Source organism: Bradyrhizobium sp. SZCCHNRI1009 (assembly GCF_032487575.1).
GTDB lineage: Bacteria > Pseudomonadota > Alphaproteobacteria > Rhizobiales > Xanthobacteraceae > Bradyrhizobium.
The window spans coordinates 530,322-550,963 of sequence record NZ_JAUEUL010000002.1; the positions used below are offsets into that span (position 1 = coordinate 530,322).

Sequence of the window (20,642 nt, forward strand, 5' to 3'; positions counted from 1 at the left end):
AAAACCATCGCGCAGGGAAGGCTGGGCTCATCCGGCTGCACCTGTGGTTCCTGCCCCGTGCATTCTTGTTCGCACGGGGGCCATGGGCGTCAGCCGACGCCCAGCCTTCCCTGCGCCCTCGATTGAATGAGGGACGAACGCCGGTCATTGCTCGGACGCATCGCGCCGCGAGGACGATGAGGCATGTCCCAACGCTGTTTGACATATGCAGATGAATGCTGACGTGAGCGAAACGCCGATGCAGTCGCAATCACAATACGACTGCGCGTTCGAGCGGTAGGGTGGGCAAAGCGACCGCCCGCAGGACGGTGGCGTGCCCACCGTCGTGAGGCCCACTCGGAACGCGATGGTGGGCACGGCGCGCAACAGTTCGGCATGATCCGCGGGCAACGTGGCGCGCCTTTGCCCACCCTACGGTTCGTCGTTTGGAGTCGGTAACGCGAGGAAGGCGAACCTACTGCGTCGCGCGCGACAGCGAGAACTCGCCGTTGCGGACGCGCTCCGGCAGGCCCTCGACGAAGGTCGCAACCGCGTCCTCGCCATAGGTCGTCACGAGCTCGGCGAGCGCCGCGAACAGGCTGGCCTGCGCCAGGCAGTCGCCGTCGACGCCGTCATGGCGCGCTTCCGCCCAGGCTTCGTTGAGGTAGCTGAGCGCGGCCTGCTTCTGCTCGTGGTCGGGCAGGACGGCGGGGAGGGCGCTGAAGGTGACGGGAAAGCTCATTGAATTCAGTCTGGCGGGGCCGCGAGGCATGTTGATTCCGAACGCGGGCGCGCCGGACCCGTGTGGTTTACCACGCAGGCGGCGGACGCCTAGGCCAGTTCTTTAGGAAAGGTTAACAAGGTTAACGCAATCGGGGATATCCCCGGCCGTCAGTTGGCGTAGCGCGCCGTGAGGTCGCGCGAGATCTTGGACCCCTCGTCGATGTAGCGGCGGATTGCCACCATCGCGGCCGGCGTGCAGGTCCGGTAGGTCTGCTGGAAGCCGTTATAGCCGCGGTTGAAGCCGGCGATCATGCGGGCGCGGCGCTCGCCCGACGGGGTCTCGGCATCGATCAGGGCCTGCATCTGGTTGCGCCATTTGGCGCCTTCATTGCTGCCGCAGATGCCGCGGAGGTAATGCAGGGTTCCGAGGATCTCGGCCAGCCGTTGCAGATCGCCATCGAACGGCGCGGCCGCATCCTGCGCGCGCGCCGGCACGACGGCGCAGGCGGCAACGAGCATGAGGATGGCCAGGAGGCGCTTGGGGATCATGGGGAACACCGACGTCATATGCCTTTGCCCCGTCGCGGACGCAAGGCGCCTACACCAGGGTCCGTGCGGCGGCGATGATCTCCGGCAGCCCGTCGGTCAGCGTCAGGCCCTCCAGCGCATCGGGGCGGCGCCACTGAAAATCGTCCAGTTCCGGGTCGAGCCGGGGCTCTCCGGCCCGCCAGCGCGCCGCAAAGGGAAGGATCACGTAGTGGCCGCCGCCGCCCTGGGCCGGCAGCACCTCGCGCCAGCCGGCCAGCCCGACGATTGTGATCGAGAGCGCCGTTTCCTCCATGACCTCGCGCGCGAGGGCCTCGTGCAGGGTCTCGCCGAACTCCACCCGGCCGCCGGGCAGCGTATAGACGCCCTTGGCCGGGGAACGCGCCCGGCGTACCAGCAGGAGCCTGCCGTCGCGGAAGATCGCGGCGCTGACGGCGAGCTGGGGACGGCGGGGCGGCGTCGGGTCGGTCATGCCAATGGCTCCAGGCGGGGTCTGCACCGTAGCGCGAAGACGACCGCGCCGGCAGCCCGTGCAACTCAGAAGCTCGCCATGATGGCGTCGACGGCGTCGACCTCATCGACTTCGGCCACGGGCTCCGAATCGAATTCGATGTCGCCATTGATGATGCCGCCGGCCTGGGCCACCAGCGGCTTGACCCAGTTGGCTGCCTGCTCGGCGAGCTTGGCCTTGGTCGCGTCCTGCTTGGCATCGCGCATCGCGCTGCCGACCGCGAGCAGGATGTCGGTCATGGTCTTCGTGAGATGATCGAACTTGTCGCGAATCGCCGGGTCGGCCTGCTCATAGGCCTCGATGACGAGATCGCGGGCCTTGAAATTGGTGTGCGTGAAATGTTCTGGATAGGTCAGCGGCGACCACGCCAGAAAATCCTCGGCGCATTCCGGAATATCGGGAATCATTTCGAGCAGCATCACGGCTTCGTTGAAATGATTCAGATAGTCGGTGGCGAGCCCGGTGCGCGGATTGATGTTGGCAGCGCGCAGCATCGCGGCCCGCGCCGGGTCAATGGCGCTGCCCGCCGGTCGTTGGGTCGTGCGATCGGTAGGCACGGAATGGGTCGCCGCTGCGGTCATCCGCTGCAGTGTTGGCAACCCAAGTTAAAAGGTGCTGAACACACGACGATTTGAGTGAGATTATGTGTGGACGCTTCGTGATCACTTCACCACCCGCGGCTCTCAGGCAGATTTTCGGCTACCAGGAACAGCCGAACTTTCCGCCGCGGCACAATATCGCTCCGACGCAGCCGATTCCCGTAGTTCTTCTGGATCAGGACATCAGGCATTTCCGGCTCATGCGCTGGGGATTCATTCCGGCCTGGGTCAAGGATCCCCGTAGTTTCACGCTGCTGATCAACGCGCGTTCGGAGTCCGTACGCGAGAAGCCCGCGTTCAAGAACGCGATTCGGCGGCGCCGCGTCCTTGTGCCCGCTGATGGGTATTACGAGTGGCAGATGATCGACGGTCGCAAGCGGCCGTTCTTCATCCATCGCAGCGACCGCGCGCCGCTCGGCTTCGCGGCTCTCGCCGAGACCTGGATGGGTCCGAATGGCGAGGAGGTCGATACGGTGGCGATCGTCACCGCGGCTGCGAGCCGCGATCTCGCCACGCTGCATCATCGTGTTCCCGTGACGATCAGGCCGGATGATTTTTCGCTGTGGCTCGACTGCCGTTCCGACGATCCCGATGAGGCCATGAGGCTGCTGATCGCGCCTCGCGAGGGCGAGTTCACGTGGTACGAGGTGTCGACGCGCGTCAACACGGTGGCCAACGACGACGAGCAACTGCTGCTGCCGATGACCGCGGAGATGCGCGCCGCCGAGGACGCGCAGCGCAAGCCGGCGAAGAAGGTTGCATCCCGCAAGGTTTCAACTGTGGCCGATGACGGGCAGGGGAGTTTGTTCTGAGGCGGGATGTATCGACAGAGAAGGTCGTCATCGCCGCGTATGCCGTCGCCTCAAGACCGGCGACCGAGCGTTGGCCGCGCTCAGCCAAAGATCCGCAACGCCGCGTGCTGCAGCAGCATGATGGTCTTGGCATCCTGTATGCGGCCGTCGGCGATCATCGTGAGCGCCGCGTCGATCGACAGTTCCGGCACCTCGATCTCCTCGCCCTCATGCGCGAGGCCGCCGCCGGCGCTGACGCGCATCTCCGGTTCGTAGGCGGCGACAAAGAAGTGGATCTTCTCGGTCACGACGCCGGGGCTCATGAACGCCTCGAACACGAACCTGACGTCGTGCAGGCGGAAACCGGTCTCCTCCTCGGCCTCGAGCCGGATGCGCTCCTCCGGCGAGGCGTCGTCGAGCAGGCCGGCCGCGGCCTCGATCAGGAGATCGTCATGGCCGTTGACGAAGGCGGGATAGCGGAACTGCTTGACCAGGATGACGCTGCGCTGCGCGAGATTGTAGGGCAGGATCGCCGCCGCGTTGCCGCGGTCGAACACGTCGCGGCTCTGCATCTGCCAGGTGCCGTCGTCGCGCCGCCACTCGAACCTGGTCGAGGTCAGCGTGCCGTAATGGTCGGAGAGCACGCGCGTCTCGTGGACGCGGATGCGGTCGGAGATGCTCATGCTGGGCCTCTACTTCATTCCCGGCGTCGGCGGGCGGCCGTCGAGCCATTTCGAGAACACCACGCTGTCCTGCACGGCATAGTCGAGTGCCTGGTAGAACGCCTGCACCTTGGTGTTGTCGCCGCGCACCATCAGCATCAGCTTGGGCACACCTCGGCTGCGCAGCCAATCCTCGGCGGCAGCCATGATGGCGCGGCCAAGGTCGCGGCCGCGATGATCGGGATCGACGCTGACGTAGTAGACCCAGCCGCGGTGGCCGTCATGGCCGACCATCGCCGACGCCGCGATTGCGTCGCCCACGCGGCCGACCAGGATCGTGGAACTGTCACCGCGGCGGGCGAGCGCGATGTCGGCGGCCGGATCGTTCCACGGCCGCGTCAGGCCGCAACGCTGCCACAGCGCGATGATCGCGGGCACGTCGGCATCGGTGATGTCGGAGATCGCGAGAGCGGGGAGACTGTCCATGGGAGCGTCGAAAGCCTAGAGCACCTTGCCGGGATTCATGATCCCCAGCGGATCGAACTGCGCCTTGATCGCGCGCATCAGCGCAATCGCGGTCGGGTCCTTGACGTCGGGCAGCTCGTCGCGCTTGAGCACGCCGATGCCGTGCTCGGCCGAGATCGATCCGCCCATGCGCAGCACGATCTCGAACACGACCGCATTGACCTCGTGCCAGCGCGCGAGATAGTCGGCGGTGTCGGCGCCGATCGGCTGGCTGACATTGTAGTGGATGTTGCCGTCGCCGAGATGGCCGAACGGCACCGGACGCGCGCCGGGCATCAGCTTCACGACGGCGGCGTTGGCCTCCGCAATGAAGGCCGGGACTGCCGCGACCGGCACCGAGATGTCGTGCTTGATCGAGCCGCCCTCCGGCTTCTGCGCCGCGGAGATGTCCTCGCGCAGCTTCCAGAACGCCATGCGCTGGGCGAGGCTGTCGGCGATCGCGGCGTCGTCGACGATGCCGTCTTCGAGGCCTTGCTCCAGGATGGTCTCGAGCGTGGCGCGGGCATCGTCGCGCGACGACGACAGCTCCATCAGTACGAACCAGGGATGGGCGCCCGCGAGCGGCGCGCGGTTGCCGGCGGCGTGGCGGATCGAGAAATCGAGCGCGATCGCGGCGATCAGCTCGAAGCTGGTGAGGCTGCCCGCAGCCTCGCGTTGGGCGATCGCCAGCAGCTTCAGCGCGTCCTCCGGCGATTTGAGCCCGACGAACGCGGTCTCGATCGCGCGCGGCTTCGGGAACAGCTTCAGGCTCGCCGCAGTGATGATGCCGAGCGTGCCTTCGGCGCCGATGAACAGATTGCGCAGGTCGTAGCCGGTGTTGTCTTTCTTGAGCTTGGACAGCGCATTCAGCACCCGCCCGTCGGCCAGCACGACCTCGACCCCGAGCGCCATCTCGCGCGCGACGCCATAGGCGAGCGCGGCGGTGCCGCCGGCGTTGGTCGAGAGATTGCCGCCGATGGTGCAGCTGCCCTCGGCGCCCAGCGACAGCGGAAACAGCCGGTCGACCTCGGCTGCCTTCTGCTGCGCCACCTGCAGCACGACGCCGGCCTCGGCGATCATCGTGTTGGAGGCGGTGTCGACGTCACGGATCTTGTCCATGCGCCTGAGCGACACCACCACCTCGCCATTGTGCGGCGTCTGGCCGCCGACGAGGCCGGTGTTGCCGCCCTGCGGCACCAGCGCGATGCGATGCTGGCTGGCGAGCTTGCAGATCGCGGTGACCTCGGCGGTCGAGCCGGGGCGCAGCACCAGCGGCGAGCGGCCGTGGAACAGGTTGCGCTCCTCGGTGACGTAAGGCGCGACGTCGGTCTCCGCCGTCAGTGCCTGGCGCTCGCCGACGATGGCGGCGAACTGCGCGATCAGGTCGGGTGGCAGCGGCGGCACGGCAGGCTGGCTGATGTTCATCGTTGGTCGCTTCCAATGTTATCTCGGCGCGGCGGCGCGGCGCAGCCGGTCGTTGATGGCCTCGCCCAGGCCGTCATTCGGGATCGGCATCACGGCGATGCTGCGCGCGCCCTTGGCATCGAGGCTGCGAAGATAGCCGAAAAGATGCGTCGCCGCCTCTGCCGGATCGCCGGCGGGGGAGAGGTTGAGGATCGCGGCAGCTTCGCTGGCGCCGGGCAAGGTGACGGGGCCGAAGGCGAGCAGGGCCTCGCCAGGCGCGACATCGCTGGCGTCGAGGCGCACGTGAGCGTGCGGAGCATAGTGCGAGGCCAGCATGCCCGGTGCCAGTGGTTGCTCGGACGTCTCGGTGTCTGCGGCGGGCCGCGCCAGCGCACGGCCGAGCACGGCCTCGATCGCCTCGCTTGGAACTCCGCCCGGGCGCAGCAGCGTCGGCGCATCGAAGCAGCCGACGATGGTCGATTCGACGCCGACCGCGACCGGCCCACCGTCCAGGATGAGGTCGATTCGCCCGGTGAGATCGGCCGCGACATGCGCCGCCGTGGTCGGCGACACGTGGCCGGAGATGTTGGCGGAGGGCGCCACGACGGCGCCGCCGAACGCCGCGAGCAACGCCTGCGCGATCGGATGCGCCGGCACACGGATTGCCACCGTATCGAGGCCGGCGGTGGCGAGGTCGGCCACGGCGCAGCCGTCGCTCTGCGGCAGCACGAGGGTCAGCGGTCCCGGCCAGAACGCGGTGGCCAGACGCTCGGCGGTGGCATTGAAGCGGCCGATGCGCCGTGCCGCCGCGATGTCGGCGACATGGACGATCAACGGATTGAAGGCAGGCCGGCCCTTGGCCTGGTAGAGGCGGGCGATGGCTGCGGCGTTGGCCGCGTCGGCGCCGAGGCCATAGACCGTCTCGGTCGGGAACGCGACCAGTCCGCCGCGCGCGAACGTCGCCGCGGCCTGTGTGATTCCAGCCGCGTCGGCGGGCAGGATCCTGGTCTCGATCGCTGGTGTGTGTGCGGTGGGCATCGATGGTACAAGACGGTGGTGGCTTACGCGCTCGGCTATAGCGGGCGGGGACGTTCGAATGAAGCGCACAATTCGCCTGTCGCATTGCGCCCGCGCCATGGCCGCCCGACAAAGCCTCACGGCCTCAAGCAGTTAACCCCTCCGCCGACGATCGACGATTTCGATGCGATTTCCTGCCTTGTGTCCTTGCGAAGACGGAAACCCGACGCTATAAGCCGGCTTCCCAAGTCGGAGCGTGGCTCAGCCCGGTAGAGCACTGCGTTCGGGACGCAGGGGTCGCAGGTTCGAATCCTGCCGCTCCGACCATTTTTTGAGGCGCTCAGCTTTTTATCTCCCGAGAAGCGCAACGAAACGTACAATGAAATCACGCGGCGCCGCCCTGCACCATCCGGCATATCGGCTGTTCGTGAGCATTTGCCGCCTTCCTCCAAACGCCTCAGCCGCCTCGCCCTGGAAATCCTGATGGTGGGGGCCGTAGGTTTGCTCTAACTGCTCGACGGTCGTGCCGAGCCAACCGGCCGCTTGCCAATGGTCGGTGCCTTGCTGCGTCAGCGACGTCGCGGCCGTGTGGCGCAGGGAGTGACGCACGACGTCATCGCCAAGCCCTGCGTCTTCCAGAATGCCCCATGCCGAGCGGATCTTGCCGGCGAGCGGCTGGCGATCGTGCATGCGGTTGATCGAAGCGGATCTCCTTGCCGGTATCGAAAAGGCCGCTGCGCGCGGCTCTGCAGATCGGCATCCGTCGATCTTACGCCAGCGCACCAGATGCGGCCGCAGCCGATTGGCGATCTTGGCCGGCGGTCCGCCCTTCTTTGTTCTGCGGCCATCGCATGGAGGTCCATCCATGGATGCGTCGTCGTCGGCACCCATTGCGTCCGGCGGATCGTCTCCTCGCGCCGGGGGCTTAGAGCCCAATCAGGATGAAGCGGGCCGCCGGCCGGCGTGCTCGCACCCATCAACGACCTGTTCTTTCGTGTGCGAGGACTTGACGTAGTTCCTTGGTAGACGACAGCGCCTATCCAGCGTCCAATTCCTTCAGCTTCCGGTAAAGCGTGCGCAGGCTGATGCCGAGGGATTTTGCAAGCGCTTCCCGATTGCCGCGATGCGTCGACAGGGCGGTCCGAAGCGCTCGCGCTTCCCGTTCCTTCAATGACAGCGAGCTCTCATCCTCGGCATGCAGCAGCCTTGCTGCCGTTCGCTGCGCATTGTCGCGACCCGTGATGCCCGGCGCTCGCAACGCCAGAGCACGCTCGATCGTTGCGGCTGAGATGACATCGTCATCGCAGAGCAGGGCCGCGCGCTCCAACACGTTGCGCAACTCGCGAACATTGCCCGGAAAAGCGTAGCCCTCGAGCCGTTCGAGTGCCGGGGGGGACAAGGTGAGCTTTCGCTCCGGTGCCACGCGGGCAAGCAGCGCTGCGGCGAGAAGCGGTAGATCGCCGGGGCGGTCGCGCAATGCCGGCAGAAGGATCGGAAAGGTCGACAATCGGTAGTAGAGATCGTTGCGAAAGCGCCCGTCTGCCACCATGCGCTCGAGGTCCCGATGCGTTGCCGAGACCAGTCGCACGTCGGCGCGACGCAGCTCCGTGCTGCCGACCCGGCGATAGGTGCCGCTTTCGAGCAGCCGGAGCAGCTTCACCTGCATCGCAAGGGGGATGTCGCCGACCTCGTCGAGAAACAGAGTGCCGCCGCTGGCGGCTTCGACCAGCCCGCTCTTTGCCGTATGCGCGCCGGTATAGGCGCCCTTTTCGTGACCGAACAATTCGCTCTCGAACAAGGTCTCCGGCATGCTGGCGCAATCGACGACGACCAGCGGGTGCGAGGCGCGCGTGCTCGCTTCGTGAACGGCCGCAGCGACGAGCTCCTTGCCGACGCCGGACTCGCCAAGCAGCAAAACGCTCGCGTTCGATGGACCAACCCTCGCGACCAGTTCGAGCATCTGCCGAAACGGCGCAGAACGCCCGATCAACCCTCGCGCCGCCGGCTCTCCCTTGGCAATCCGAAGTGGCTCCATCTTCTCGACAAACCAGGCGTCGTGTCCCAACGTGTCGCGGACGGGCGTCAACTCGATGTTCACGTAGGCTTCGCCAATCGGCGTGTGATGCAGATGCAGCACGCGCTCGCGCTGACCGGTTTTCTGCAGGCGCGCACGCGGACAGCTTTCTCCGGCCTGATCGCAAGGCACGGTGAAATGGTGAGACACTTCATAACAGGTGCGGCCGACGACCGATTCGTTGGGGCTGAAGTGGGCGCGATAGGCCGCGTTTGAAGCGATGATCCGGTACTGCTCGTCGACGAGAATATGCGGCTCCGGAAGGGCTTCGAGATAGGATGCAAGTTCGGGCTTCCGGCGCGTGGCCTCTGGCAGCCGGCCCGGCACTCGCGCTTTCGACGTCATCCTGCTCCGCCGCTCCGTGTCGTTCCTTCGCTGCACTGTGCCATGGACTGCCAAATAATGCCAGAATTGGCATCATGGCACGGGACGCGATGACGGCCGTTTCGGCAACAGATTGAAATAACACAATAATTCATCACGCCGCCCGCTGGCACGGGTCTTGTTAAGCAATGGCCATGAATGACAGGCGCCTCTTCCGACATCTGGGCGTCGCGATCGTCGCCAAACTCGTGCTGCTCCTGGCGCTGTGGTGGGCGTTTGTTCGCGACGCCCGCATCGACGTCGATGCGCCGACCACTGCTGCTCATCTTGCCGGCGTCAATTCCGCGCGGCAGCCGCTGGGCTTGCCAGGAGCTCTCCCATGATTCCCGACCAACTCGTCGATCTATCGCGGCTGCAGTTTGCCGCGACCGCCATGTATCACTTCCTGTTCGTGCCGCTCACGCTCGGCATGGTGTGGCTGCTCGTGATCATGGAAGCCGTGTACGTGATGACCGGCGCCGTGGTCTGGAAAGACATGACCCGTTTCTGGGGCAAGCTGTTCGGGATCAACTTCGCGCTCGGCGTCACCACCGGCATCACGCTCGAATTCCAGTTCGGCACCAACTGGGCCTACTATTCGCACTATGTCGGCGATATCTTCGGAGCGCCGCTGGCGATCGAGGGCCTGATGGCCTTCTTCCTCGAAAGCACCTTCATCGGCCTGTTCTTCTTCGGCTGGGATCGCCTGCCAAAGACCCAGCATCTGATGGTGACCTCGCTGATGGCGATCGGCACCAATCTCAGCGCGCTGTGGATTCTCATTGCCAATGGCTGGATGCAGAATCCCGTGGGGGCCGCGTTCAGCTGGCAGACCATGCGCATGGAGATGGTCGATTTCTGGGCCGTCGTCTTCAATCCCGACGCGCAGGCCAAGTTCGTCCATACCGTCTCGGCGGGCTACGTCACCGGCGCGATGTTCGTGCTGTCGATCTCGAGCTGGTACCTCCTGAAGGGCCGCGACATCGAATTTGCCAAGCGCAGCTTCCGGGTCGCCGCCGCGTTCGGGCTGGCCAGCGTCGCGAGCGTCATCGTGCTGGGCGATGAGTCCGGCTACACGGTCGGTGAGGCGCAGCAGACCAAGATGGCCGCGCTGGAGGCGATGTGGGAGACCGAGCCGGCGCCGGCCGGGCTGAAGCTCCTGGCTGGCATCAACGAGAAGGCGGGCCGGAACGATTGGGAGATCGAGATTCCCTGGGTGATGGGCCTGATCGGCACACGCTCCGTCAGCAAGACGATCCCCGGCATCCATGAGATCAAGGAACACAACCGGCGGCGGATCGTCGATGGCATCACGGCGGTCCAGGCGCTGGAAGCGCTGCGCAAGGACCGTCATGACCAGGCTGCACTGGCCACGCTCGAGCAGACCAAGGGCGATCTCGGCTTTGGCCTGTTGTTGAAGCGATACACCGCCGACGTGGCCGAGGCGACGCCAGCGATGATCGATCGTGCGGTCGACGATACCGTGCCGCCGGTGTCGCCGATGTTCTGGAGCTTCCGCGTGATGGTCGGGCTCGGCTTTGCGATGCTTGTCCTGTTTGCGATGGCCTTTCTCAGCACGCTGCGGCTGCAATGTGCGGCGCGGCCATGGATCATGCGTGCCGCCGTGATGCTGCTGCCTGCGCCCTGGATCGCGAGCGAGCTCGGCTGGTTCGTCGCGGAATATGGCCGCCAGCCTTGGACCATCTACGGCGTGCTGCCGACCCATCTGTCGGTGTCGACGCTGAGCGTCGCCAGTCTCTACGGCTCGCTCGCCGGCTTCGTTGGCTTCTACACGCTGCTGCTGGTGGTCGAGATGTATCTGATGGTGAAGTTCGCCCGGATCGGCCCGGGCAGCCTCGGCACCGGCCGCTATCAATTCGAACCCAAGCCCGTCTGAAGGACGCCGTCATGCTCGATTATCCCACATTGAAGGTCCTCTGGTGGCTGCTCGTCGGGGTGCTGCTGATCGGCTTCGCCATCATGGATGGTCATGACATGGGCGTCGGCACTTTGCTGCCATTCGTCGGCCGCACCGACACTGAGCGCCGCGTCGTCATCAATACGGTCGGCCCGCATTGGGACGGAAACCAGGTCTGGTTCATCACCGCCGGCGGCGCGATCTTCGCCGCGTGGCCCGTGGTGTATGCAACGGCGTTCAGCGGATTCTACTGGGCGATGCTCGCCGTGCTCTGGGCCTTGTTCTTTCGCCCCGTTGGATTCGACTACCGTAGCAAGATCCACAACGTCACCTGGCGGCGGACCTGGGACTGGGGCCTGTTCATCGGCGGGGCGGTACCGCCTTTGATCTTCGGCGTCGCGTTCGGCAATCTGCTCCAGGGCGTTCCGTTTCACTTCGATCGCTACCTGGTCTCGACCTATAGCGGCAGTTTCTGGCAGCTCCTCAATCCGTTCGCGCTGCTTGCGGGCGTGGTCTCGAGCGCCATGATCACGCTGCACGGTGGCGTCTACCTGGCGCATCGCACCGAAGGCGCCATCCAGGCCCGCGCCGTCCGTGGTGCGCTCGGAGCCGCGTCGATCATGGTGATCGCCTTCATCGGTGCCGGGCTCTGGCTGCGCTTCGGCGGCTTCCAGGGCTACGCCATCACCTCGGTGCTCGATCCGGCCGCGCTTCCAGATCCGCTCGCCAAGACCGTGGTCCGCAGCGCCGACGCGTGGTGGGGCAACTATGACCGATGGCCCGTGCTGTGGGCGCTGCCGCTGCTCGGTATCGCGGGCGCGCTGCTGGCGGGCGCACTCGCCGCCGCAGATCGCACCCTCGCAGCCTTCGTGTCGTCATCACTTGCCATTGCGGGCGTCATCGGCACGGCCGGGGCCAGCATGTTTCCCTTCGTCATGCCGTCCTCCGCGGTTCCGGATGCCAGCCTCACGGTGTGGGACAGCGTCTCCAGCCACCTCACATTGGGGCTGATGTTCTGGGCCACGATGGTCTTCATGCCCTTGATCATCGTCTACACCGGCTGGGCCTATCGCGTCATGCACGGCAAGGTCACGGAAGCCCAGATCCACGCCAACGAACATTCCGCATACTGACGGCGGTCCGATCCCCACGCCGCCGGAGCGGCCAACTCGAAGAGCTTAGTCATGTGGTATTTCGCCTGGACTCTCGGCGTCGGCTTCGCTGTCTTGCTTGCTATCATGAACGCGATGTGGGGCGAGACCGAGGAGGCGCGCAAGGCCAGCAACCGGACGGGGGAATGAACATGGCGCCAGTAGCCACGTCTCAGGCGCGCATCCATCTGCCGTGCCTCGTGGCCGCGCTGGTGATCATGCTGGCGAGCACGCTCTATCCGCCGTTCCTGGCGAACGCCGCAGGGCGCGCCGACCACCTGTCGGCCGGTCTGGCATTCTGGGCCATGAGCGCAGGCTTCGTCCGCGGCGTCGGCTTCGTGCCGCACGCGATCTTGCCGCGATGGCTGTTCTCCGGATCCGTATGTCTGCTGACTCTGCTGGCCTTGACGGGACTGAAAGTCCTCACGTGATCACGCAAAGGCTGAGTGCACGCTTTCGCAAAAACCATCGGCTCCAGCGTCGCAGCGAAGCCGATAGCCGGGCAAATCTCAGTCTGTCACGAGACTGACTTCGACTATGGAATAGGCCATTTTGCTCTCCGAGGATCAGCTCAGCATCTTGGCATTCTCGTCCTCTACGGCCAGGCATGATGGATTTCGTCATTTGGATGTCCATTGCGACTAGCCTTGCCTAGAAAAGGGAGTGCGTCTCATCCTTGACTGGAGTCAAAGATGAGACGCATGCGTGCGATCGATTCCGTGGACCAGGAGAGCGCGATCAGGAAGGCCGGTGCGCGACCATTCCGATCAGCGCAGAGCGGCCATGATGGCCGCTGCCTTCGCTGAGCTCGGTCTCGTATTCGCGCAGTTCGATGATCTCCAGCTCATGGAACGCCTCTCGGAGCATGGCTTCCGTATAGAGGTGCGAGACGGCGGAAGGGCCGCCCGTCTTGTATTCCAACTGCCTGGGCGTATAGCCCTGCAGGATCAGAGTCCCGCCCGGCTTCAGGCTTGCGATCATGCGCGCGAACAGCCGCTTCCTCAAATCCGGGGCGGCGAACTGCACGAAAATCGCCGCGATGCCGTCATACGCCGCACTTGGCCACGCGAAGCCATCGCAATCGGCAAGCTGGTAATTCACGCTCACTCCGGCTGATGCGGCAAGCTTGCTCGCTTTCGCCAGACCCACTTCCGAGATGTCGAAGGCGTCGACCTGGAATCCCCGCCGGGCGAGCCAGACGCTGTTGCGGCCTTCTCCGTCGGCGACGCAGAGAATACGACCGCGGTGCGGGAACGCGCCGGCATGGCGGCGCAGCCATTGATTGGGGTCGGTTCCGAAAACGAAATCATCGCTTTCGAACCGTCGGTTCCAGCGGCCGGCGTCGGCGTCTGGCGGTACGTTCGTTACCATCGGCAATCCCACTTTGAAGATGACAAGCGTGTTTGTTGGCAGACGCAGGGAGCTTGCGAACTCCCTCGGTATCAGCTTGCGAACCCTTGATCGCAAGCTAGGCGAACTGAAAGCCGGATTGTAGTTCTCCATCAGCTCGTCAGACATGGCGGGCGCGTGAGCAGGACACGCTCGCTCCGGCGTCTCGATACCGTCTCGCACGAACCGCGCCGGGACAGGCGCGACCGCCTGTTTGTTATCGCCTCGCCAAAGTGATAGCAACACGGGGCGGCCATCGACACGACGCAGTGGCCGCCTGGATGTAACCGACCAAATCGGGCGATTGGGGAATATGCGGACGAACATGGCAACCAAGCGTGCACGCAGCAGGTCTTCGCTCGAGCCTGACGCGTTGCTCGAGAAGGCTCACAAGGCAAGCGAATTCCTCAAGGCGCTGTCGCATGAAGCGCGGCTTGCCATTCTGTGTCTGCTGCTCGACGGAGAGAAGTCCGTCAGCAGCATTGAGGATTCGCTGCAGCTCCGCCAGCCGACGGTGTCGCAGCAACTTGCCCGGCTGCGCGCGGACGATCTCGTCAAGGTGCGCCGGGATGGCAGGAACGTGTATTATTCGGTCTCGCGGCCGGAAGTGATCGAGGTCATGTCCGCCCTTTATCGCGCCTTCTGCTAGGTGGTGCTGATGGTGCTCGCCGCCTGCCGGAGCTCTTCCGTCAGGCGGAGCCGGGGACGGCCGCGACCGTGTTTTCAGCGGTCACTCGATCGATGAACCCGGCCGCTGCGGCTATCACCGCCGAGGTCGCCTGCTGGTGGGGCGCGTGCCCACAGCCTTCCAGCACGCAGGTCTCGATCCGGGCCGGCACGAGGGCGCGGAGTGTCTCAAGCTGCGCATGCGTGAAGAACTCGTCTTCGCTGCCCTGAACAGCGAGCACCGGGGCGCGAACCCGTCCAACGTAGGGCTTGATACCCCAGTCGCGCGCTTCTTCTCCGGTCCAGGCATCGACCAGCCGGCCAAAAAGATGGTCGGTTCTGCTGCCATGATACCGTGCGAGCCGCGCCCTCAGGTCACCGTGCTCGAAGTCCCTGATCTGGGCGGCGATGCCGTCAACGGTCCGCTGTTCGCGGAAGAGGTGAGGGGCGATCGCGACGACCCCGCTGACCTCATCGGGAAACGCGCCGGCAAACGTCAACGCGATCGCAGCACCGTCGGAGTGTCCGACCAGGATCGGACGCCGCGCTCCGGTCGTCCGTAGCACTTCGGGCAGGGCATCCAGAGCCTCGGCGAGCAGATATTGCCGCGAATGGGGCAGCTCGAGCGGTTCCGAGTCACCCGAGCCCCAGCGGTCGAACACCAGGACGGAGCAGCCGGTCGCGGCCGCAAGCCGCTCGGGAAAATCGCGCCAGAGCCGGGCGCAACCCAGGGCGTCATGCAGCAGGACGAGCGGCGGACGTTCCGGTCGCGTCGCCGCGAGCCAATGGCCGCGAAGTCTCCGGCCGGCCGCAACGAAGCTGAGCTGCCGCGCTGCCGCGACGACCACATCGCGAATGTCCGGCGGGCCGAGATTGACGAAGTCGGCCGACGTGCGTGAGAAGAAGTTCTCGACGATCGATCCGGCATCGGCCAGTTCGGCGCCGCGCAGCGCCGCCTCGAGATCAAAGATGACGCGTGGCGGCGTGACGAAGAAATCGCCGGTGATCAGAGCTTCGCGAATCCGTCCGCGGTCCGGCCCCTCGAGGCGGATATCGGCGCGCAGGCTGCCGCCACGCCGCGTCAGAGTGGCACTGACCAGCGAGCCGTCCACCTCGGGAGCGTCGACCATCTCGACGAAGTCGTCGCGGCCGATCTCGTCGCGATACAACTGCGCGGCAAGTTCTTCTTCGTGCATCGACACCTCGCCCCATTGCGGAACAATGCCGAGGCCTTCGGCCAAGCCGTCGAGCAGGGCTTGCTGGATGGTGGCCAGATCAGGAAGGTGGTCGCCGAGGATCTCGCGCATGCTGACGACGCGCTGGCGGGCCGAGGCGAGGTCACGCTTGGCGAGCTTTTCCACCGGCACTTTGAGCGCGGCAATCATCTGCTCGGGATCGAAGTCGATCAGCAGAGTTCCCTGGTAGAACAGCGTATCGCCGTCAAAGAAGCCCCCGGTGCCGCTGATCTTGCGGCCGTCGACGTCGATGTCGTTGCGCGGGCGGTAGCGCGCGGGAACGCCGAGCTTGATGAGCCCGAGTGCGACGCTTTCGCAGATCCGGCGTGTCGTTTCGGTGAGATCCATGGCGCCCAGGCTGGAGCGGCCGAACACGAGCTCCCATCCGATCTGACCTTCGTCGAGATAGAGGCCGCCGCCTCCCGTGATCCGCCGGCCGATCTCGATTCCCTTGCTCCGGCAATAGTCGAGCCGGACCTCATGGCTCAGGATCTGATGGATTCCGACGAGCGCCGACGGACGAAACCGCAGGAAGCGGATGGTATCGGGAATCCGCCGTGCCTTGTGAGCGTCGATGAGCGCCTGGTCGAAGGCGATATTGGCGCGTCCGCCCCGAATCCCGGTGTCGATGACCCGAAATGACTTGGCGCTGCTGGCCATCGCATCTTCCTCCCGGTTATTTGGGTAGCCCGCGCCGGAGTTGGCTGCGCACGTGGCGAATGTCGCGGCGATCGGGCTTGAACGGGTAGGACGCAATGTCGCGCGGCGGCGAGTCGCCGTAAGGGCGGTCGCAGGCGGACACATCAGCGGCCTCCTTGCCCGGGCAACCGGACGTGCGGAAGGCCACGCCCGCGTCGATGATCGCGTCGACTTCGTCCTGCGGCAGACCAAAATCGACGAGTTGACCGCGCTCGTCGAAACGCATGCGCTGCAGGGAATGGCTTCGATAGTCGATGAGATAGCGGGCGAGCTGTATGCGTCGCCATTGCGGGCGCGGCGCCGGCGGGAGGTGATCCATCAACGAGCCTTGTTCGGGAAAGAACGCGAACAGGTGGCTGTGGCCGCCGAGATCGCGAATTCTCTGCACCTGCGAGAGAACGTCGTGGTCGCTCTCGCCCATCCCAACGATGAGATGGGCGCCGAAGCGTTCCGGGCCAAATATCTCGGCGGCGGCCAGCAGGATCTCCCAATATTTGTCCCAGCTGTGCGGCGATTGAACGCCGTGGCCGCGGGTGCGGTCAAAAATGGCCGGGTTGGCGGCATCGAGCGCGACCGTAAATATCTCGGCGCCGAGATCCTTGAGCTCCTGCACATCCAGTCGGGTCATCGTCGTCGGGTTGGACAGGATGGACACGGGCACGTGCCTGATGCGTTCAACCCATTTCCGCAGGACGATGCGGGTGTCCTCGTCCGACCGCGGATGCGTGATCATGCTGATACACATGCGATGGAAGCGCCCGCCGTCGCCGCCCGATGCGACGATGTCGATCACCTGGTCGTAAGGCACCGCAGGCCAGTCGACACGAATAAAGTTGCGGTCGGCATAGTCGCGCTCCGCTTCGCGATGGCGCGCAAGCCCGCAATAAGCGCAGTTGGCGCGGCAGCCCTCCGGGTAGGTCAGCAGCAGGTTCAGGCAACGGGTGCAACTGGTGCGATGCATGTAGCCGTTCATGATGCCGAGGGTGATCGCCGCTGCCGTCGACATTTGCACGTAGTCGGGTGATCGCATGTTCGGCGTCAGAACGTTGTCGTTCGGCAGGTAGACGCCTTCCGGCCGCGCGTCCTGTGCTTTCACGCGCCCGCCGTTGCGTGCTTCTGCCGGCACGTCGCCGGGCGCGCGCGGCCGCATGGCTTCGGCCGCGTTGAAGGCGCGCGTCTCCCCGGTGAGGAAATCCGGCACCGGATGCGTCGGTCCTTCGAGACAGCTCATGACTTCCTCTCCTGATCCTGCATTTTCACGCCCAATAGTTCGGCGAACTGATCCACCCCTCGGCGAGCGCAGCCGCGTCGGGGCGACGGCCGTCGCCGTATTGCGCCAGAACTTGCCGTCGTCGCCGTGATGCCCGGCTCAAGGCCGCATCGAAAATGTCGCTGAGCTCTTCGTCATAATCATTGAGGGCGCCGCTGCGGCCGGACAGCATGTCTGCCGCGGCTTGCCCGGCGAGTGCGCCCGATTGCACGGCGGAGGCGATGCCGGCGCCGGTCACGGGGTTGGTCAGGCCCGCCGCATCGCCGGCCAGCAACACCTGGGTTGCGCCAAGCCGGCCTGTCGAACCCAACCTGCCGCCCACGGGTATCGCCCCGCCCGTCAACGCGAACGGGCGCGTTCCGATGCGGCGCGATGCCAACAGCGCGCCAAAGAGCGCGGCGAGCATCGGTTTCAGCCGACGCCGGTCCTCCATCATGACGCCAACGCCGATATTGGCCACGGCGCCCTTGGGAAACAGCCAGCCATAGCCGCCGCGATAGTCGGCGCTCAGGAAGATATCCGTGGCATCGTGCGGCACGATCAGCGGCGCGGTCAGTTGCCTCGTATCGACGAGCGCGCGATTGGTCTCGCCGATCGCCGCGCCGACCCGCGAGCGAGGGCCGTCGCAGCCGATCAGGACGCGCGGCTTCATGGCAAGACCATCGGACGTATGAATTGTGCCGTCGATGTCGATGGCAACCACGGAGGTGCCGTATCGGCACGCGGCTCCCGCATTCGCCGCCTCATCAGCGAGCATTCGATCGAAGGCGGCGCGATCAATCATCCAGCCGCGGAAATCCGGCGTTTCCTCGCAATCCGTCGCCTCGGTGAAGGTCAGCATGCGCGTGATCTTCTGTTGGGCGACGGCCGTGATGTTCGGAACGTCCCGCTCGATCATGGCGGGCACGAACTCGGCACACTGGACCGGGCGACCCGCCTCGAGCCGGCGATCCACGGCGACGACGCGGTAGCCGGCCTTCGCGGCAACTGCGGCCGCACGACTCCCAGCCGGTCCAAGCCCGACGACGACGATATCCGTTGCCTCGGCGTTCATCGTGCACCTCAGGCTGCGCAAGCCCGCCGTCCGGCGAGGCCGTCAAGCGCGATCGAGCAGCAGGCATGCTCCTGCTCGACCGGGCGACCGATGGCGCGGGCAAGAGCTACGATGCCGTCCGCGGGATAGGCGATGCCATCAAATCCCGCCATGACGGCGTATGCGTCGGTCATCAGCTTGTGGCGGCCCGCGGGGCGGATACAGCCAAGTTGAACCGGCGCGTGACTGATGCGTTGCCGCGCGGCGACCAGCACCTTTGCCACGTCGTCGGTGGATATCGTGGCGAAGGGCCGATCCGGCGGCGCATAGATCGGGGTCACCACCACCAGGATCAACGCGGCGACCGGATGGCGCGAAACGATGTCCAGCGCGGTCTCCTCGCCGACCAGCCGGCCATAGTGCAGACCGATGACGATGTGTGGCACGACCTGCATCTTGGTGCCCGAGAGCGCGGCGAGCGTCGCCTCGAAATCCGCGACGGGACGGTCGAGGTGATAGACGTCGCGGATCGTCTGCTGCGAGCCGATCACGTCGAGCATCGCGACGTCGACCCCGGCCGCTTCCATGGATCGGGCGCGCCGTTCGTCGAGCAACGCGGAATGGATGGCGATGCGCAGATGGGGAAAGTCGCGCTTGAGCCTTTCGATGGTCGGATAGAAGCGGTCGTACGGAACCTCGTTGCGGCGGTTGGATCCGCCCGAGAGCAGGAACCCGCGCAGATCCTTGAGCAGAACGAGATCGCGCACCTTGCGGTCGAGTTCGTCCGGGGTCGTTGCCGCGATCATCGGTTCGAGGATCTTCGCCTGACAGTGATCGCAATTCAGTGCGCAAGCGCCGCCGGTGATGGAAAAGGCAGGAAAACTCGCTTTGCCGCAGCCCTTGAGTTCCTCGCTGGCATAGGCGCGGAACGTCGGCGTGTAGAACCGCATCGGCCCGAGTGCGCGCTCGCGCGCCGTCGCCTCGAGCGCATCGACGAGCCCGCGATCAAAACGCAGGTCGTCAAGCGGCTCGATCTCCTTCAGCTTCTCGTACCACGCCATTGTGTTCCTCGCTGGTCACATGCGAAAAAGCATATATATTGTGCCGTCGGCTTCGGCCGCCATTGACGCATCATCTGTTGGTCGCGGTTCGCCATGAAGACACTCTGCGTCTTGCAGCATTTCGAAGCCGACTATCTCGGCTTGATGGAAGATCAATTCGAGGGACGCAACGTCGGCTTTCGCTATTGCCGGCCGTTTACGGCCGGAGGATCGATACCTGCGACGGCAGGGGACTTTGACGGCCTCATTGTTCTTGGCGCCGGACCGCTCGGAGTCGTCAGCGGCAACCTGCTTCCGAGCCTCGGGCCGGAGTTGCGGTTGGTACGGGATTTCCTGGCGCGCGGCCTGCCCGTCATCGGCATCGGAGCCGGCAGCTGCATACTTGCGACCGCGTGCGGCGGCGGCACTCAGGAAGCTCCGCTCCGCTTCGTCGTGGAGACGGCCCGACGGGTCGATCCCGCTGCGCTCGGCGGTCATCTGCCGCAATCCTTTCCCGTGGCGATCTACATGCGCGATCGCCCGGTGCTGCCGGCCGATGCAAGTGTTCTCGCGATCGACTCTGCGGGGGAGCCGGCGGTGTTTCAGCTTCGTGATAACTGCTTCGGGTTCCTCGGCCATCCCGGAATCAAATCGGCCATGATCGAGGATCTGATCATGGCATTCGACGAATGTCCTGATCGCACGGCGGAAACGCTCGCCGATCTGCGCGTGGTGCAGCGCGAGATTGCTGCGGCGCTCGGGCCGCTGATGGTTGGTTTGATCGAGTCGACGCATTTGATGCGGCCGCTCCCGTAGGACCGTTCTCCCAGCAACGAATTATTTTCTTCACCCTATAGATGTCATTCAAAAAATGGAATATGTTTTGTGCGTTCGTCCGACGGCTTGGATGAAATCGATGTCAGCTTGTTGTCTACCTGGGACTTCGGTTCCTGGGCTTGTTGATCTTCATCAACTCCAAGGCGATGCGCCTCGAGATAACTTGTCGTGTACGCTCCTGTGTCGATGTGCGCTACGCACGTTCAATAGCAGACGATCGGGGAGGACATC

The 20,642-nt window shown here is 65.1% G+C and carries 24 protein-coding genes and 1 tRNA gene; 9 read left to right on the forward strand and 16 right to left on the reverse strand.

The window, feature by feature from the left end; translation table 11 throughout:
* Positions 1-454 precede the first annotated feature (454 nt).
* From QX010_RS05970 to QX010_RS05985, 4 genes are all read right to left on the reverse strand, one after another.
* A complete protein-coding gene (locus QX010_RS05970; RefSeq protein ID WP_315717207.1) occupies positions 455-721 on the reverse strand; it encodes a hypothetical protein in 267 nt (88 codons plus the stop codon).
* 149 nt (positions 722-870) lie between these two features.
* Positions 871-1,269, reverse strand: a complete 399-nt coding sequence (locus QX010_RS05975; protein ID WP_315802179.1) for a TIGR02301 family protein — start codon at positions 1,267-1,269, stop codon at positions 871-873.
* Positions 1,270-1,300: 31 nt separating this feature from the next.
* Complete coding sequence (locus QX010_RS05980) at positions 1,301-1,720, reverse strand: NUDIX hydrolase (RefSeq protein ID WP_315802180.1); 420 nt, start codon at positions 1,718-1,720, stop codon at positions 1,301-1,303.
* A gap of 65 nt (positions 1,721-1,785) precedes the next feature.
* The gene (locus tag QX010_RS05985; RefSeq protein WP_409997911.1) at positions 1,786-2,340 is read right to left on the reverse strand and encodes a hypothetical protein; all 555 of its coding nucleotides are present in this window, start codon (positions 2,338-2,340) and stop codon (positions 1,786-1,788) included.
* 62 nt (positions 2,341-2,402) lie between these two features.
* On the opposite strand from QX010_RS05985, the gene QX010_RS05990 reads away from it, so the two are divergent.
* Positions 2,403-3,170: an SOS response-associated peptidase gene (locus tag QX010_RS05990; RefSeq protein ID WP_316178229.1), complete on the forward strand. Its 768-nt coding sequence runs from the start codon at positions 2,403-2,405 to the stop codon at positions 3,168-3,170.
* A gap of 80 nt (positions 3,171-3,250) precedes the next feature.
* On the opposite strand, the gene QX010_RS05995 is transcribed toward QX010_RS05990, so the two are convergent.
* From QX010_RS05995 to QX010_RS06010, 4 genes are read right to left on the reverse strand one after another with little or no spacing between them, the layout of a single operon-like run.
* Positions 3,251-3,832 (reverse strand): NUDIX domain-containing protein, encoded by a 582-nt coding sequence (locus QX010_RS05995; protein WP_316178231.1) that lies wholly within the window; start codon positions 3,830-3,832, stop codon positions 3,251-3,253.
* Positions 3,833-3,841: 9 nt separating this feature from the next.
* Entirely contained in the window at positions 3,842-4,297 is a 456-nt protein-coding gene (locus QX010_RS06000) for a GNAT family acetyltransferase (RefSeq protein ID WP_316178233.1), read from the reverse strand.
* Between the two features lie 15 nt (positions 4,298-4,312).
* Positions 4,313-5,740, reverse strand: a complete 1,428-nt coding sequence (locus tag QX010_RS06005; RefSeq protein WP_316178235.1) for an FAD-binding oxidoreductase — start codon at positions 5,738-5,740, stop codon at positions 4,313-4,315.
* 18 nt (positions 5,741-5,758) lie between these two features.
* Positions 5,759-6,757, reverse strand: coding sequence for an L-threonylcarbamoyladenylate synthase (locus QX010_RS06010; protein ID WP_315802186.1), 999 nt, complete (start codon positions 6,755-6,757; stop codon positions 5,759-5,761).
* 229 nt (positions 6,758-6,986) lie between these two features.
* Between QX010_RS06010 and QX010_RS06015 the strand changes: the two genes are divergently transcribed.
* Positions 6,987-7,063: transfer RNA gene (locus QX010_RS06015), tRNA-Pro, on the forward strand.
* Between the two features lie 21 nt (positions 7,064-7,084).
* Here QX010_RS06015 and QX010_RS06020 read toward each other — a convergent pair.
* Positions 7,085-7,627, reverse strand: a complete 543-nt coding sequence (locus QX010_RS06020) for a hypothetical protein (protein ID WP_315802218.1) — start codon at positions 7,625-7,627, stop codon at positions 7,085-7,087.
* 145 nt (positions 7,628-7,772) lie between these two features.
* Positions 7,773-9,155 (reverse strand): sigma-54 interaction domain-containing protein, encoded by a 1,383-nt coding sequence (locus QX010_RS06025; protein ID WP_316178238.1) that lies wholly within the window; start codon positions 9,153-9,155, stop codon positions 7,773-7,775.
* A 173-nt stretch (positions 9,156-9,328) separates the two neighbouring features.
* On the opposite strand from QX010_RS06025, the gene cydP reads away from it, so the two are divergent.
* From cydP to QX010_RS06050, 5 genes are read left to right on the forward strand one after another with little or no spacing between them, the layout of a single operon-like run.
* On the forward strand, positions 9,329-9,517 hold the full coding sequence (gene cydP, locus QX010_RS06030) for a cytochrome oxidase putative small subunit CydP (protein ID WP_315802220.1): 189 nt from the start codon (positions 9,329-9,331) through the stop codon (positions 9,515-9,517).
* Positions 9,514-11,070 carry a cytochrome ubiquinol oxidase subunit I gene (locus tag QX010_RS06035; RefSeq protein ID WP_316178240.1) on the forward strand — a complete coding sequence of 519 codons (1,557 nt, stop codon included), beginning with the start codon at positions 9,514-9,516 and terminating at the stop codon, positions 11,068-11,070. The genes cydP and QX010_RS06035 overlap by 4 nt, the downstream gene beginning before the upstream one ends.
* Positions 11,071-11,081: 11 nt before the next feature.
* The gene (gene cydB, locus QX010_RS06040; RefSeq protein WP_316178242.1) at positions 11,082-12,224 is read left to right on the forward strand and encodes a cytochrome d ubiquinol oxidase subunit II; all 1,143 of its coding nucleotides are present in this window, start codon (positions 11,082-11,084) and stop codon (positions 12,222-12,224) included.
* A 51-nt stretch (positions 12,225-12,275) separates the two neighbouring features.
* Positions 12,276-12,392: a cytochrome bd-I oxidase subunit CydX gene (gene cydX / locus QX010_RS06045; protein WP_315802223.1), complete on the forward strand. Its 117-nt coding sequence runs from the start codon at positions 12,276-12,278 to the stop codon at positions 12,390-12,392.
* Between the two features lie 2 nt (positions 12,393-12,394).
* A complete protein-coding gene (locus QX010_RS06050) occupies positions 12,395-12,673 on the forward strand; it encodes a cyd operon YbgE family protein (protein ID WP_316178244.1) in 279 nt (92 codons plus the stop codon).
* 307 nt (positions 12,674-12,980) lie between these two features.
* Here QX010_RS06050 and QX010_RS06055 read toward each other — a convergent pair whose 3' ends face one another.
* Positions 12,981-13,760, reverse strand: a complete 780-nt coding sequence (locus QX010_RS06055) for a class I SAM-dependent methyltransferase (protein ID WP_316178247.1) — start codon at positions 13,758-13,760, stop codon at positions 12,981-12,983.
* Positions 13,761-13,956: 196 nt separating this feature from the next.
* Here QX010_RS06055 and QX010_RS06060 point away from each other — a divergent pair, with 196 nt between their 5' ends.
* Positions 13,957-14,280 carry a metalloregulator ArsR/SmtB family transcription factor gene (locus QX010_RS06060; protein ID WP_315715794.1) on the forward strand — a complete coding sequence of 108 codons (324 nt, stop codon included), beginning with the start codon at positions 13,957-13,959 and terminating at the stop codon, positions 14,278-14,280.
* 40 nt (positions 14,281-14,320) lie between these two features.
* Here the strand turns inward: QX010_RS06060 and QX010_RS06065 are convergent, their stop codons facing one another.
* Genes QX010_RS06065 through QX010_RS06085 form a run of 5 tightly spaced genes read right to left on the reverse strand, consistent with a single transcriptional unit; the run spans position 14,321 to position 20,072 of the window.
* Positions 14,321-16,192 (reverse strand): alpha/beta fold hydrolase, encoded by a 1,872-nt coding sequence (locus tag QX010_RS06065; RefSeq protein ID WP_316178249.1) that lies wholly within the window; start codon positions 16,190-16,192, stop codon positions 14,321-14,323.
* A gap of 16 nt (positions 16,193-16,208) precedes the next feature.
* Complete coding sequence (locus tag QX010_RS06070) at positions 16,209-17,462, reverse strand: radical SAM protein (RefSeq protein WP_316178251.1); 1,254 nt, start codon at positions 17,460-17,462, stop codon at positions 16,209-16,211.
* 25 nt (positions 17,463-17,487) lie between these two features.
* Positions 17,488-18,555 (reverse strand): NAD(P)/FAD-dependent oxidoreductase, encoded by a 1,068-nt coding sequence (locus QX010_RS06075; protein WP_316178253.1) that lies wholly within the window; start codon positions 18,553-18,555, stop codon positions 17,488-17,490.
* 8 nt (positions 18,556-18,563) lie between these two features.
* On the reverse strand, positions 18,564-19,595 hold the full coding sequence (locus QX010_RS06080) for a radical SAM protein (RefSeq protein WP_316178255.1): 1,032 nt from the start codon (positions 19,593-19,595) through the stop codon (positions 18,564-18,566).
* 15 nt (positions 19,596-19,610) lie between these two features.
* Positions 19,611-20,072: a hypothetical protein gene (locus tag QX010_RS06085; protein WP_316178257.1), complete on the reverse strand. Its 462-nt coding sequence runs from the start codon at positions 20,070-20,072 to the stop codon at positions 19,611-19,613.
* 18 nt (positions 20,073-20,090) lie between these two features.
* Between QX010_RS06085 and QX010_RS06090 the strand changes: the two genes are divergently transcribed.
* Positions 20,091-20,390: a hypothetical protein gene (locus tag QX010_RS06090; RefSeq protein ID WP_316178259.1), complete on the forward strand. Its 300-nt coding sequence runs from the start codon at positions 20,091-20,093 to the stop codon at positions 20,388-20,390.
* Positions 20,391-20,642: the final 252 nt, after the last annotated feature.